Source organism: Ornithinimicrobium sp., assembly GCF_051004135.1.
Classification (GTDB): domain Bacteria; phylum Actinomycetota; class Actinomycetes; order Actinomycetales; family Dermatophilaceae; genus Ornithinicoccus.
This window is the reverse complement of the sequence record NZ_JBPCKQ010000015.1, coordinates 1-14101: the sequence shown is the minus strand read 5'-3', so window position 1 is coordinate 14101 and position 14101 is coordinate 1. Positions and strand designations below refer to the sequence as shown.

Sequence of the window (14101 nt, the reverse complement as noted above, 5' to 3'; positions counted from 1 at the left end):
CCGCTTTTTGTTTTGGTTCGTTGGGGGCGTGGCAGAGCCGGGATGGTCCACTGGTGTGTGGGCACGTCCCCGCGAGCAGATGACCACCGAGATACTCGACGCTGCCCGCGAGCAGCTGGCCGAGCAGGGTGCCGGCGGCCTGTCGCTGCGAGCGGTCGCCCGCGAGGTCGGCATGGTCTCCTCGGCGATCTACCGCTACTTCGACTCCCGCGACGCGCTGCTCACCGCCCTGGTCACCGACGCCTACAACTCCCTCGGCGAGGCAGTGGAGTCGGCCGAGGGGTCGGTGTCCCGCGAGGACCTGCTCGGCCGCTGGCGCGCGACAGCGACAACCGTGCGGACCTGGGCGCTGGACAACCCGCACCTCTACGCGTTGGTCTACGGCTCACCGGTCCCCGGGTATGCGGCACCGCAGGAGACTGTCGGGCCCGCGTCCCGGGTGACCCGGGTCCTCGCCGTCCTGCTCGCCGACATCGCCCGCACGACGCCGGATGACCCAAGCCCGTCTACGGCGTCCCTACCGGTCCGCGTCAAGCAGGCGATGATCGGGCTCCGCGAGTTCTTGGGGCCAGAGGTTCCGGGTGCCCTCGCGATGCGCGGGGTCATGGCGTGGACGTCGGTGTTCGGAGCGGTCTCCTTCGAGCTGTTCGGGCAGCTGGAGAACTCGATCGATCCCGACGGGAGGGGTGACTTCTTCGACGCCGCGATCGATGCGTTGGGCTCGTGGCTGGGGGTGAGTCCCCCATGACGCGCCCGGCGACGGAACCGGTGCCCAGTGCCCGCCGTCCAGGCTGGCGGATCCTTCCGCCCGCCGTGCTGATGAGTGTGCTGCTGGCAGCCTGTGGTTCCACGGTCACCAAGCCTGGCGACGGCGGCTCGAGCGCCGATCCACCGGCCGCGACCACGTCGACCTCCGCCCCGGCGACGGGTGGCCCGGCGATGGCCGATCCCGTGGTGAGCGACCCGGACGCAGTGTTGACCGGGCAGGGGCTCATCCTGCAGAAGGGCGACGATCCTCCCGTGGTGTGTCTGGGCGGCGTCGACGAGTCGTATCCGCCACAGTGCAGCGGACCGGAGCTGGTCGGGCTGGACTGGGCCGACGTGCCGGAGACCGAGACCGCGTCGGGGGTGACCTGGGGCGAGGCCCGTGTGGTGGGAACCTACGACGGCTCCACCTTCACGCTCACCGAGCCGCCGAGCGAGATGCGCATCTCGGTCGAGCTCGATGGCGGCACCGGCGCTGACCCGCATCCGCAGCTGTGCGACGAGCCGTTCCGCGGCGGTGACCAGAGTGCTGTCGCCGACCCGGAGGCCGCCTCGCCCGCGGAGTCCAAGCTGGGCGCGATACTGCAGGGCTACGACGGGTATGTCGGCTCCTGGGTCAGCACGGACCTGTCGCAGGCGGAGCTGGAGGCCGAGGCGCCCCACGTCCCCACCTACAACGTGCTGGTCACCGGCGACGCCGAGCAGGCGCACGCTGACCTGCGCGAGGTCTGGCCCGGCGGCCTCTGCGTCGAGCAACGCGACGCAGCGACCCAGTCGGATGTGCGCCAGGCCCAGCAAGCAGTGCACGAGGCGGGGGTCGACGGCGTGCTCTCCTCAGGAGGATCGGGTGACGGCACGCTGCAGGTCGCAGTGCTGTTGGCCGACGCCGACACGGTCGAGGCGATCTACACGGCGGTCGAGCCGTGGCTCACCCCTGACCAGGTCGACATCCACTCCTCCCTGGTTCCCGTGCAGGCACAGGGTTGACGGCTCAGTCCGGTGTCTGCACGGACTTCCGCCGTGTTTCCTCAGGTTGTTCGGTGCGCTCGTCGGACTCCTCCAGGATCGCCTCCGCCTGCGCCTCCGGGTCGTCGGTGCCCGCAGCCCGTTCCTCCGGAAGCAGCTCGGCGCGGTGGGCGATGCGGTCCTCGTCTGCGGGTTGACTCATCCCTCGACGGTAGATGCAGCGACGCCCAGCATCGTCGGCGACCCTCCGGGCCCGCTCAGCCCGCGGGTGTGGCCAGCCAGGCGTCGACGTCGGCCAGCAGCTCACGCTTGGTGGGCTCCGGTGCGCGGGAGCCTGCGATCGAGGCCCGGGCCAGCCCGGCCAAGGCCGCATCGTCCAGGTCGTGGTCCAGCCGCGCCGACTGGTACTGCTCGACCAGGCGCGAGCCGAACAGCAGCGGGTCGTCGGCGCCCAGCGCCACACCCGCCCCCGCGTCCAGCAGCGTGCGCAGCGGCACCGACTCCAGGTCGGGATAGACCCCCAGCGCGACGTTGCTGCCCGGGCACACCTCGAAGGTGATCCCGCGGTCGACGAGGCTGGCCAGCAGCCCCGGCGCCTCCACGGCCCGGACCCCATGCCCCAGCCGGTCCGGGGCCAGGTGCTCCGCGGCCTGCTCGACGTGCTCCGCACCGAGCAGCTCCCCGGCGTGCGGCACCAAGGCCAGCCCCGCCTTGCCGGCGATCGCGAAAGCGCGGGCGAACTCCGCGGTGTCTCCGCGGCGTTCGTCGTTCGACAGCCCGAAGCCGACCACCTTGCCCGGCCCGTCGCCGGCATACCGCGCGGCCAGCCGCGCGAGGGTCCGGGCGTCGAAAGGGTGCCGCATCCGGCTCGCCGCCACGACGACCGCCACCTGCGTGCCGGTCGCCGCGCTCGCGGCCCGGGCCTCGTCGAGCACGATCTCCAGGGCGGGCGTGAGGCCGCCGACAGCCGCCGCATACGACGTGGGGTCCACCTGCAGCTCCAGCCACCGGGACCCCTCGGCCGCGTCGTCCTGCGCCGCCTCCCGCACGATCCGGCGCAGCTCGGCCTCGCCCTGCACGCAGGCCCGCGCCGCGTCATACAGCCGTTGGAAGCGGAACCACCCGCGTTCGTCCCGGGCGCTCAGCTGCGGCGGCCGGTTGCGGGTCAGCGCAGCAGGCAGTGCCAGGCCGTGCTGCTGGGCGAGCTCGCGCAAGGTCTCGATGCGCATCGACCCGGTGAAGTGCAGATGCAGGTGTGCCTTGGGCAGCTCGTGCACCGGGCGGGTCATGGCACAGGTCTACCTCATGGCTCGATATGGTGACGGGCATGGCGGTGATCGAGACGCGGGGGCTCACCAAGCGCTACGGGAGCGTCACTGCACTGGAGGGTCTCGACATCACCATCGAGGAGGGGATCACCGGGCTCGTGGGGGCCAACGGAGCGGGCAAGTCGACCCTGATCAAGATCCTGCTGGGCCTGCTCACCGCGACGCAGGGTAGCGCCCGGGTCTTGGGTCACGACGTCCGCGCCGACGGGTCGGCGATCCGCACCCTGGTGGGCTACCTGCCCGAGCACGACTGCCTGCCTCCCGACGTGCGTGCCATCGACTTCGTCGTGCACATGGGGCAGATGTCCGGTCTGCCGCCCACCACGGCCCGCGAGCGCGCCGCCGACGTGCTGCGTCACGTGGGGCTGGCCGAGGAGCGCTACCGGCTCATGGGCGGCTACTCCACGGGTATGAAGCAGCGTGCCAAGCTCGCCCAGGCGCTGGTGCACGACCCGCGGCTGGTGCTGCTCGACGAGCCCACCAACGGCCTGGACCCGGCCTCCCGAGACGACATGCTGCACCTGGTGCAGCGGATCGGGCAGGACTTCGGCATCCCGGTGCTGGTGACCTCGCACCTGCTCGGCGAGCTGGAGCGGGTCAGCGACCACATCGTGGTCCTCGACGGTGGCCGGCTGCTGCGGGCGCAGGCCACGCAGTCGTTCACCGGCGACACCGGGGTGCTCCTGGTGGAGGTGCTCGGCGACGGCTCGGCCCAGCAGCGGATGGGCGAGGCCCTGGCCGGGCGGGGGCTGCCGTGCCGGCCGCGCGGCCAGCAGATCGAGATCGACCTGCACCAGGTGAGCGCCGCGGAGACCGTGCGCGACACCGTCCGCGACCTGGCCTGCGACATCGAGGTCGGTCTGGTCCGCATCCAGGCCGAGCACGGGCGCATCGAGGACGTCTTCCGCGAGGGGGTGAGCAATGTCCCAGCACCCTGACGGCGTCATCCACGACATCGGCTACCGCACCTACGAGGGGGCGCGCCGCGGGACCGGAGCGATCGCGGCCTCGCTGTTCCGCACCGGGCTGCTCAACGCCTACGGCATCGGACGCTCGGGCAAGGCCAAGGCGCTGCCGATGACCCTGGCCGCGATCATGCTCGTGCCCGCTGCGATCAGCGTGGCGATCATGGTCACCCTCGGCCTGGACGACGGCTTCATCGACTACAGCAGCTACCCCTTCACGCTGCAGCTGTTCATCGTCATCTTCGTCGCCGCGCAGGCGCCCGTGCTGTTCTCCCGCGACCTGCGCTCCGGTGCGATCGTGCTCTATCTGGCCCGGCCGCTGCGAGCGGCGGTCTTCGCCCTGGTGCGCTGGGCGTCCCTGGCCGTGGCCATCCTGGTCTTCACCCTCGCCCCGGTGCTCGTGCTGTATGTCGGGGCGGTGTTCAACGAGGCCGACGTCACCGAGCAAACCGCCGATCTGCTCGCCGCGGTCGTCGGCCTCGTGCTGCTGGCTGCCGTCCTGGCCACCGTCGCGGGTCTGGTCAGCGCGCTGACCACCCGGCGCGGCTTCGCCGTCGGCGCGATCATCGTCGCGTTGTTGATCAGCTCCGGTGTGGTCACGGCCGTGCAGGGCATCGCCACCGCCGAGGGCAACGACACCGTCGCGCAGTGGGCGGGCCTGTTCTCACCGTTCACCCTGGTCGACGGGGTGCAGAGCGGGCTGTTGGACGGGACCCGGTCCTCCATAGCCGGCCCCGAGTCGGCGGGGATGGACGCGATCTATCTGCTCGCCACCGTGTTGGTCGTCGGCGTCGGCCTGGCCCTCCTCGTGCGGCACTACCACCGGCAGGGCAAGCGATGAGCGTCGTGGCGCTGAGCCAAGTCTCGCGCTGGTTCGGCAACGTCGTCGCCGTCAACGACGTCACCATGACCATCGGCCCCGGCGTGACCGGGCTGCTGGGCCCCAACGGTGCCGGCAAGACCACCCTGATCGCGATGATGACCGGCTTCCTGGCCCCGTCGGCCGGCACCGTCGCCCTGGACGACCAGCCCGTCTGGCGCAACACCACGACATACCGGCGGATGGGCCTGGTCCCCGAGCGGGAGATCAGCTTCGGCTATCTGACCGGCCGCGACTTCGTGCGCGCCAAGGCCGAGCTGCACGGGTTGACCGATCCCGGGCGGGCCACCGAGCACGCCCTGGAGACGGTCGACCTGCTGGACTCGGCCGGGCGGGCGATCAGCACCTACTCCAAGGGGATGCGGCAGCGCGCCAAGGTCGCCGCCGCCCTCGTGCACGACCCGGCGGTGCTGATCCTGGACGAGCCGTTCAACGGCGTCGACCCCCGGCAGCGGATGCACCTGATGGAGCTGCTCAGCCGCATGGGCCATGAGGGTCGCACGGTGCTGTTCAGCTCGCACATCCTGGAGGAGGTCGAGCAGATCGCCCGCCAGGTCGAGGTGGTCGTCGCCGGCCGGCACGCCGCCTCCGGCGACTTCGGCGCGATCCGCCGGCTGATGACCGACCGGCCCACCCACTACCGCATTGCCAGCAGCGACGACCGCGCCCTGGCTGCCGCCCTGATGCAGCAGGACAGCGTGCGCGGGGTCACCCTCCCGCCCCGAGGAGGGGTCGAGGTCGAGATCACCGACTTCGGCGCCTTCGCGCTCGCCCTGCCGCCGCTGGCCCGGCGGGACGGGCTGAGCCTGCACGAGGTCACCCCGACCGATGAGTCCCTGGAGTCGGTCTTCACCTACCTGGTGTCGGCATGAACGTCACCATCAGCCGGCTGGCGCTGCGCTCGCTGTTCGGCCAGAAGCGGGGTCTGCTGCTACTGGCGCTACCCGTGCTGCTGATCGGCCTGTCGGTGGTCACGGTGCTGCTGACCGACGACGCCCAGGTGATCGAACCCATCACCCTGGTCTTCGGGCTCGGGCTGGTGCTCCCGCTGGTGTCGCTGCTGGTCTCCACCGGCGTCCTCGGACCGGAGATCGAGGACGGCTCGCTGATCTATCTGCTGGCGACCCCGGTGTCCCGACTCTCGGTCGCCGTCAGCAAGCTGGCGGTCGCCGCCGCGGTGACCGTGCTGCTCGGTGCCGGCTCGGTGCTGCTGTCGGCGCTGATCCTGGACCCGGCCGAGCTGGCACAGGCGCTCGCCCTCGGGTTCGGCGCCACGGTCGCCGGGGTGGCCTACTGTGCGCTGTTCGTCGCTCTGTCGGCCCTGCTGCGGCACGGCACCGTCGCCGGGCTGATCTACGTGCTCGTCTTCGAGGGCCTGCTCGCCTCCTGGCTGTCCGGGCTGCGCTACATCTCGGTCGGGTCCTTCGGGCGCCGGATCGCCGGATCGCTCACCGACAACTTGGAGCTGCTGGTGCGCGAGATGAGCCTGGTGTATGCGGTGCTCGCCGCCCTCGTCGTGATCGTCGGCGGAGCGCTGTTCGCGGGGAGCCGGTTGCGCTCGTTCGAGCTACGCGGCGAGGACTGAGCAGCCGGGCCTGCACGCAGGAGGAAGGTCTGGTGCAGTCCACCTGCCCCCTGAGCCTGCGAGGCACCCATGACCACCACGAGCGTCGCCCCAAGCCCGTGCACCCCGTCGATGAGGTGCTGCCTGCGCCCAAACTGGCGATCTACGGATTTCAGCACGTGCTCGCCTTCTACGCCGGGGCGGTGCTGGTGCCGATCATCCTGGCCAACGCCCCTGGGTCTGAGCGACGAGCAGCTGATCCACCTGATCAACGCCGACCTGTCACCTGTCGGATCGCCTCCATCATCCAGGCGGCCGGCATCTGGAAGATCGGCGTCCGGCTGCCGCTGCTCCAGGGAGTCACCTTCACCGCCGTCAGTCCGATGATCGCGATCGGCCTGGCCGCCGGTGGTGGCACCGACGGGCTGCTGTCGATCTACGGCCCGGTCATCGTCGCCGGTCTCTTCACGCTGCTGATCGCCCCCTACTTCGCGCGGCTGATCCGGTTCTTCCCCTCGGTCGTGACCGGCACGGTGATCCTGATCCTCGGGATCGCCCTGCTGCCCGTCGCCGCCGGCGACATCGTGCAGAGCTTCGGCCCGCAGGACATGCAGGGCGAGCCGGTCTACCGGCAGATCGACGGGGAGTTCGTGCTCAAGGACGCCGTGGCCCTGAAGGACATCGGCTACGCCCTGGGCACCCTGATCCTGATCGTGCTCATCCAGCGCTTCTTCAAGGGCTTCATGCAGACCGTGGCAGTGCTGATCGGGCTGGTCGTCGGGACCCTGGTGGCCTGGGCGATGGGGGACGCGCACTTCGACGCGGTCGCCTCGGCCGACGTGGTCGGCTACACCTCGCCGTTCTTCTTCGGGGGCCGACGTTCAGCATCACGGCCATCCTGTCGATGATGATCGTGATGATCATCACCGCGGTCGAGACCACCGGTGATGTGTTCGCCACCGGCGAGATCGTGGACAAGAAGATCGGCAACGAGGACATCTCCCGGGCGCTGCGCGCCGACGGTGTGGCGACCACCTTGGGCGGAGTGCTCAACTCCTTCCCTTACACCTGCTTCACCGAGAACGTCGGGCTCGTCCGGCTGACCCAGATCAAAAGCCGCTGGGTCGTGGTCTCGGCCGGCGTCATCATGATCATCCTCAGGTCGCTGCCTAAGGCGGCGGCCATCGTGGCCGGCATCCCGCACCCCGTGCTGGGCGGAGCGGCCCTGGTGATGTTCGCGACCGTGGCCGTCGTCGGCCTGCAGACGCTGGCCAAGGTCGACTTCAACGACTACAACATCTTCCAGGGCCCGACCTGGCCGGTCGAGAAGGCCTTCGGGCAGCGACCGTTCGCCGACGCCCCGGACCTGCGGGCGGCGTTCCAGGAGGCGCTGCTCGGTGGCACCGCCGAAGAGCAGCGCGAGCTGATGACGGCATACCCCAACCTGGGCGTGGACCGCGAACTGACCGCGGAGTCCGCCACCGACCAGTCGTGGGTCGGGCTGGCCTACCTGGGCGAGGAGGAGGAGCAGGAGTTCGCCGAGCTCTCAAAGATCTACCACGAGAAGTTCGGCATCCCCTTCATCGTCTGCCTGCGCGACCTGGAGAAGCGGGACCAGATCCTGCGGCTGGGCTGGCGGCGGCTGGAGAACTCCTTCGGTCAGGAGCACGTGGCCGCCCTCAACGAGGTCTCCCGCATCGCGGGCTACCGGTTCGAGGATCTCGTCGCCGGGGCCAACCCGATATCTTCGGCGCGGACCCAGCGGTTCGAGCAGCTGCGGTGAGCCCGCGCACCACGAGATGCGCCCCAGCATCAGGCATCTACCCTCGAAGCACGACGATCGGAGCACGCAGATGACCAGCGCCGCAGCGCAGCCCGCCGACAACAACGACATCGACGAGTCATTCCTGGACGAGGCGGTCGAGCTCGCCGTGCGCAACGTCCTCGACGGTGGTGGCCCGTTCGGTGCTGTCCTCGTGCAGGACGAGGTGGTCGTGGCGCGAGGCGTCAACCGGGTCACTCAGAACCTGGACCCCTCGGCGCACGCCGAGGTGCTGGCGATCCGGGAGGCATGCCAGGTCCGCGGAGACTTCCAGCTGAGGGGTATGACGTTGTACGCCTCGTGTGAGCCGTGCCCGATGTGCCTGGCGACGGCGCTGTGGGCCCGCGTGGACCGCGTTCTGTATGCCGGTGACCGGCACGACGCTGCGGTCGGAGGTTTCGACGACCTGGCCTTCTACGACCTGTTCGCTACGTCTCGGGACCAGTGGGAGACACCGGTGGTGCAGCTGCGGACGCAGGATCCGGCGGCGCCGTTCGAGGCGTGGCTGCGCAGCACCTCACGGGTCGACTACTGAGGGACCTCCCGGGCTGACGAGGGACCCGGGCTCACGCCTCGATGGAGCGACCCTGCGCGTCGACGACACAGCGCTGCATGCTGCGAAGGAGCTCCGCAGCGACCCCGACGGCGATGACCGCGGGCTCCTTGCCCTGGATCTCGGGGTCCCCGATCGGGCACGTGAGATGCTCGATCGAGGCAGCGTCGTGTCCCTGCTCGGCCAGCATGCGGCGGAAGCGGCTGCCCTTGGCGCTCGATCCGATCAGCCCCACACTGCCAAGGCCGGGGCGTCGCAGCGCGGCGTCGCACAGGGCGAAGTCCTCCGCGTGGTCGTGCGTCATCACCACCACATGGGCACCGTTCGGCAGCTGGTCGAGGACGGCCTCGCCCAGCACCACCCGGTGCACCGCGACGTCGGCGCTGCCCTCGGTGACCGCCGCCAGCCGCAGCTCGTCGAGCTGCTCGGCGCGGGAGTCGACCAGGTGCAGACGCACCTCCAGCCGGGACAGGATCCGGGCGAGCTCGTAGCCCACGTGGCCGACCCCGAAGACGGCGACGGTCGGCCGGGGCGGCAGCGGCTCCAGCAGCAGCCGCACCTCGCCGCCGCAGCACTGCCGGCCGTGCCGGTTGCGCTGGTGCTCCGTGAGCCGGGAGTGCAGCTGCTCCGCCTCGCGGACCTCCCCGGCGATCAGCTCGCGGGCGCGCTGCACCGCCGACTCCTCGAGGTTGCCACCGCCGACGGTGCCCCACGCGTGGTCGGCCCCGACGACCATCTTGGTCCCGGCGTCACGGGGTGTGTGCCCGCGCGCCTCCACCACCGTGACCAGCACGGCATACGTGCCGTCCGCCCGAAGCTGCTGGAGCGCGCTGAGCCAGTCCACGTCCCGCTCAGCTCCCCGGTGTCGCAGCCACGAGTGCCCCGCGAGAGTTGGCGGGTCTGCTTGACGAGGTCGCCTGGCGGGCCCGCTCGATCGCCCAGTAGACCGCCTCGGGGGTGGCCGGGCTGCCCAGGTCGACGCTGTGCCCGGTCGGCCCGAAGGCACCGACCGCCGCCCGCAGCGCCTCGCGCACGCTGAACGCCTGCATCAGCGGTGGCTCGCCGACGGCTTTGGACCCGTAGACCACGCCGGACTCCGTCGCCAGCTCGTAGAGGTGGACGTTGAACACCTCGGGCATCTCGGAGAAGCTCGGGATCTTGTAGGTGCTGGCGGCCTGGGTGCTCAGCCGGCCGCGGGTGGGGGTGTCGCCGCAGTCCCAGCACAGCTCCTCCAGGGTCAGCCAACCGGCGCCCTGCACGAACCCGCCCTCGACCTGGCCCAGGTCGACCAGGGGCGACAGGGTGTCGCCCACGTCCTGCACGATGTCGGCCCGACGCAGCCGGTAGGCGCCGGTGAACCCGTCGACCTCGACCTCGGAGACCGAGGCGCCGTAGGCGAAGTACTTGAACGGCTCGCCCTGCATCCGCTCCGAGCTCCAGTGCAGACCCTCGGTGCGGTAGAACCCGGCGGCCCACAGCTGGACCCGCTGGAAGTAGGCGTCGTGGACCAGCTCGGCGAACGGGATCTGCCGGTCGTGGAAGCCGATGCCGGTGACGAGGCCGTCGGCGAACCGCACGTCGTCGGGGTGGATGCCCATCCGGCCGGCCGCGACCACCGCGAGCCGGGTGCGGATCTGCTCACAGGCGTCCTTGATCGCACCGCCGTTGAGGTCGGCACCCGAGCTGGCGGCGGTGGCCGAGGTGTTGGGCACCTTGTCGGTGCGGGTGGGCGCCAGCCGGACGATGTCCAGCGGCACCCCCAGTGCGGTCGCCGCGACCTGGATCATCTTGGTGTGCAGCCCTTGGCCCATCTCGGTGCCGCCGTGGTTGATCAGCACCGAGCCGTCCCGGTAGACGTGCACGAGAGCGCCGGCCTGGTTGAACGCCGTGAGGTTGAACGAGATGCCGAACTTGACCGGGGTCATCGCGAGCGCGCGCTTGGTATGCGGATGCTCCTGGTTGTGCTGCTCGATCTCACCTCGGCGCCGGTCGAGCTCGCTGCGCTCGGTGAGGATCGACCAGATGTCGGCCAGCCGTTCGGCGTGCCGGACCGGCTGACCGTAGGGGGTGCTCTGCCCGGGCGCGTAGAAGTTGCGCCGCCGCAGCTCCTCCGGTGCCACGTCCAGCAGCGGGGCACACCGGCCCAGGATGTCCTCCAGCACGATCATGCCCTGCGGGCCGCCGAAACCCCGGAACGCGGTCTGCGAGGTCTTGTGCGTCTGCGCGATCCGCCCGTGCACCTCGATGTGCGGCACGAAGTAGGCGTTGTCGATGTGGCACAACGCCCGGGCCAGCACGGGCTCGGACAGGTCCAGGCTCCACCCGCCGTCGCTGGTCAGCGTGGCCCGCAGTGCGCAGATGCGGTGGTCGGCGTCGAAGCCGACCTCCCAGGTCGCGTGGAAGGGGTGCCGCTTGCCGGTCATCGTGATGTCCTGCGTGCGGTTGAGCCGCAGCAGGACGGGACGGCCGGTGAGGGTGGTGCCCAGCGCGGCGACGGCCGCCAGCCCGTGCGGCTGCATCTCCTTGCCGCCGAACCCGCCGCCCATCCGCAGGCACTGCACGGTGACCTCGTTGCTGCGCAGGCCCAGGACGTGGGCGACGATCTCCTGGGTCTCCGAGGGGTGCTGGGTGCTGGACTGCACGAAGACCTGACCCGCCTCGTCGACGTGTGCGAGGGCCGCGTTGGTCTCCAGGTAGAAGTGCTCCTGCCCGCCGAACTCGAACTCCCCGTCGAACCGGTATGTGGCATCCTTCAGTCCGGATACGACGTCCCCTCGGGCCACGGTGCGCTGGTGGCCCTGGAAGCTCTGCGCGTCGATGGCCTCGGCCAGCGTCATGATCGAGGGCAACGGCTCGACGTCGACCTCGATCGCGTTGGCGCCCAGCCGGGCCGCCTCCAGGGTCTCGCCCAGCACCCAGCAGATCGCGTGGCCGTAGTACATGATCTCGCCCGGGAAGAGCGGCTCGTCGCCCTTGATGCCGGCGTCGTTGACACCGGGCACGTCGTCGGCCGTGAGCACGTGCACCACACCGGGCACCGCGTAGGCAGGCTCGACGTCCAGCCGGGTGATCCGGGCGTGCGCGACGCTCGACTGCAGCGGCCAGGCGTGCAGAGCGCCGGGATAGCGCCCGAGGAGGTCGTCGGTGTAGAGCGCCGCCCCGGTCACGTGCAGGGGGGCACTCTCGTGCGAGATCTCCAGGCCGACCTTGGGGTTGACCGGGCGGTCGGCCAGCGGCCCGTGTTGCTTGCTCATGTCTCAGACTTCCTGGTATGCCGGGGGAGCGGACTCGGCGTGGAACTTCAGCAGGGCGGAGCGCAGCATCGCTGTGCGGTAGTCACCGCTGGCCCGGTGGTCGCTCAGCGGGGTGCCCTCGGCGCCCAGGACCTCGGCGGCCTCGGCGACCGTGTCCGGACTCCAGGGGCGGCCGGTCAACGCGGCCTCGGTGTCCTGGGCACGCATCGGGGTAGCCGCCACCCCACCGAGCCCGATCCTGATGTCCCGCACGACGGCATACCCCTGGCTGCGCTCGGTGCGGTCGAGGGTGGCGGCGAAGGCGATCGCGACGCTGGAGATGTCGTCGAAGCGTCGCTTGGCGATCTTGTGGAACGCGGTGACCGGTGCGAGGGGGGTGGGGATCCGCACGGCCTTGATCAGCTCGTCGGGGCGGCGGACGCTGCGGCGGTAGCCGGTGTAGTAGTCCGACAAGGCGACCTCGCGCTCTTCGGAGCGGGAGGTCAGGACGAGCCGGGCGTCCAGGGCCAGCAGCGCGGGCATCGCATCGCCGATGGGGGAGCCGGTGCCCAGGTTGCCGCCCAGGGTGGCGCCGTTGCGGATCAGCCGGGAGCCGAACTGGGGGAACAACCGGGCCAGCAGCGGCACCCGGCCGGCTAGACCGCGCTCGATCTCGGTCAGGCTGAGGGCGGCGCCCAGCTCGATGCTCTTGGCGCCGATGCTCAGCTCGCGCAGCTCGGGGAGCCGGTCGATCCCGATGCTGACCTCCGCGCGGGCATGCCGGATGTTGAGCTCGACACCCCAGTCGGTCGAGCCGGCGACCAGCTGCGCCTGCGGATGCTCGGCGAGCATCTGCAACGCCTCGTCCAAGGATGCCGGCCGGAGGAAGGAGCCCTGCGGGTTGGTGATCCTGGTTGCGGCGGGACCGGGGGCGGGGGCGCTGCACCGGGCCAGCAGCGGGTCGTCGGCCCCGGGTTGGCCCAGGCCGTAGGCCGCATCGCGGATCGGCCGGTAGCCGGTGCACCGGCACAGATTGCCGGACAGCGCGTGCAGGTCGAAGCCGTTGGGGCCGTGCTCGTGGTCGGGGGCGTGGCTGGGCGCCGTCGGCCCGCCGTTGCTCGACGGCTCCTGCAGCAGCTCGCGCTCACCGGCCACCCCCGGCTCGGCCTCCGGCGCGCGCTCGCGGGTCCCGGAGGCTGTGGGGGTGCGGTCCGGGCGGTAGTACTCCGAGGCCATCGAGCAGACGAAGCCCGGGGTGCAGAATCCGCACTGCGACCCGCCGAGGTCGGCCATCCGCTGCTGCACCGGGTGCATCGCCTCCGGCCGCCCCAGACCCTCGGCGGTGACGACCTCCTGCCCGTCCATCCCGGCAGCCGGGACCAGGCAGGCATTGATCGCCGTCCAGCACGTCGCGTCGTCCCCGTGGGGGCGGGCCACCAGGACCGCGCAGGCCCCGCACTCGCCCTCGGCGCAACCCTCCTTGACACCGGTGAAGCCACACTCGCGCAGCCAGCTCAGGAGGGTGACGTGGCCGCCCACGTCACCCAGCGGGTGCGGCCGGCCGTTGACGTTCACGTGCGGGTTCGCAGTGGCTTCCATCGCCCGTCTCCTCGTGCTCCGACTCGGTGAGCTGCTCTCTGCTGCGACTGTAGCCATGGGCAGGAAGTGGTGCCATGGAGGTTCACCCAAACTCCAGGCCGGCTACCCGGCTTCCGATGTAGCACCCAACCGTTGTGCGCGCGGACGCGCCCTGCGCAGGCCCCAGTGGAGCGCACATCGGCACGGCCCGGCCGTTGTGCGCGCGGATGCGCCCTGCGCAGGCCCCAGTGGAGCGCACATCGGTACGGGGGCCTAGCCCGAGTTTCCGAGGATCGGGACGGTTGGTGAGGTTGTTTGGGTTCTGACCAGGGGTTTTGGTGGTGGCGGCGCCTATGACCTAACTCTGGGTGCGAAGTGGTCGAGTTGGTAGATGGTGGTGAGCTGGTCTTGTAGTTCGGTGGTTTCGGTGAGCATCCGGCGGGCCTT

13 protein-coding genes and 1 pseudogene are annotated in these 14101 nt (G+C 70.8%); 9 read left to right on the top strand and 5 right to left on the bottom strand.

Annotation, left to right across the window (positions count from 1 at the left end; genetic code table 11):
• Positions 1-7 precede the first annotated feature (7 nt).
• Entirely contained in the window at positions 8-748 is a 741-nt protein-coding gene (locus tag ACR2FV_RS00925; RefSeq protein WP_434013853.1) for a TetR/AcrR family transcriptional regulator, read from the top strand.
• Entirely contained in the window at positions 745-1752 is a 1008-nt protein-coding gene (locus tag ACR2FV_RS00920; protein WP_434013851.1) for a hypothetical protein, read from the top strand. Before ACR2FV_RS00925 ends, ACR2FV_RS00920 begins: the two co-directional genes overlap by 4 nt.
• Positions 1753-1756: 4 nt before the next feature.
• Here ACR2FV_RS00920 and ACR2FV_RS00915 read toward each other — a convergent pair whose 3' ends face one another.
• Positions 1757-1933, bottom strand: coding sequence for a hypothetical protein (locus ACR2FV_RS00915; protein WP_434013850.1), 177 nt, complete (start codon positions 1931-1933; stop codon positions 1757-1759).
• A gap of 55 nt (positions 1934-1988) precedes the next feature.
• Positions 1989-3020: an adenosine deaminase gene (locus tag ACR2FV_RS00910; RefSeq protein WP_434013849.1), complete on the bottom strand. Its 1032-nt coding sequence runs from the start codon at positions 3018-3020 to the stop codon at positions 1989-1991.
• 38 nt (positions 3021-3058) lie between these two features.
• Here ACR2FV_RS00910 and ACR2FV_RS00905 point away from each other — a divergent pair, with 38 nt between their 5' ends.
• The 7 genes and pseudogenes from ACR2FV_RS00905 (at position 3059) to ACR2FV_RS00875 (ending at position 8825) form a co-directional block, all read left to right on the top strand.
• Positions 3059-3997, top strand: a complete 939-nt coding sequence (locus ACR2FV_RS00905; protein WP_434013848.1) for an ABC transporter ATP-binding protein — start codon at positions 3059-3061, stop codon at positions 3995-3997.
• Entirely contained in the window at positions 3981-4865 is an 885-nt protein-coding gene (locus tag ACR2FV_RS00900) for an ABC transporter permease (protein ID WP_434013847.1), read from the top strand. The genes ACR2FV_RS00905 and ACR2FV_RS00900 overlap by 17 nt, the downstream gene beginning before the upstream one ends.
• On the top strand, positions 4862-5776 hold the full coding sequence (locus ACR2FV_RS00895; protein WP_434013846.1) for an ABC transporter ATP-binding protein: 915 nt from the start codon (positions 4862-4864) through the stop codon (positions 5774-5776). Before ACR2FV_RS00900 ends, ACR2FV_RS00895 begins: the two co-directional genes overlap by 4 nt.
• Positions 5773-6489, top strand: a complete 717-nt coding sequence (locus ACR2FV_RS00890; protein WP_434013845.1) for an ABC transporter permease subunit — start codon at positions 5773-5775, stop codon at positions 6487-6489. The genes ACR2FV_RS00895 and ACR2FV_RS00890 overlap by 4 nt, the downstream gene beginning before the upstream one ends.
• Positions 6490-6521: 32 nt before the next feature.
• Positions 6522-7708: pseudogene (locus ACR2FV_RS00885) on the top strand (nucleobase:cation symporter-2 family protein); the annotation flags it as partial.
• On the top strand, positions 7700-8251 hold the full coding sequence (gene uraD / locus ACR2FV_RS00880) for a 2-oxo-4-hydroxy-4-carboxy-5-ureidoimidazoline decarboxylase (protein WP_434013852.1): 552 nt from the start codon (positions 7700-7702) through the stop codon (positions 8249-8251). The pseudogene ACR2FV_RS00885 and the gene uraD, both read left to right, overlap by 9 nt.
• A 70-nt stretch (positions 8252-8321) precedes the next feature.
• Positions 8322-8825: a nucleoside deaminase gene (locus tag ACR2FV_RS00875; RefSeq protein ID WP_434013844.1), complete on the top strand. Its 504-nt coding sequence runs from the start codon at positions 8322-8324 to the stop codon at positions 8823-8825.
• Between the two features lie 31 nt (positions 8826-8856).
• On the opposite strand, the gene xdhC is transcribed toward ACR2FV_RS00875, so the two are convergent.
• Genes xdhC through ACR2FV_RS00860 form a run of 3 tightly spaced genes read right to left on the bottom strand, consistent with a single transcriptional unit; the run spans position 8857 to position 13675 of the window.
• Entirely contained in the window at positions 8857-9687 is an 831-nt protein-coding gene (gene xdhC / locus ACR2FV_RS00870; RefSeq protein ID WP_434013843.1) for a xanthine dehydrogenase accessory protein XdhC, read from the bottom strand.
• Positions 9688-9694: 7 nt separating this feature from the next.
• The gene (xdhB, locus tag ACR2FV_RS00865; protein ID WP_434013842.1) at positions 9695-12097 is read right to left on the bottom strand and encodes a xanthine dehydrogenase molybdopterin binding subunit; all 2403 of its coding nucleotides are present in this window, start codon (positions 12095-12097) and stop codon (positions 9695-9697) included.
• 3 nt (positions 12098-12100) lie between these two features.
• A complete protein-coding gene (locus tag ACR2FV_RS00860; RefSeq protein WP_434013841.1) occupies positions 12101-13675 on the bottom strand; it encodes a xanthine dehydrogenase small subunit in 1575 nt (524 codons plus the stop codon).
• Positions 13676-14101 lie beyond the last annotated feature (426 nt).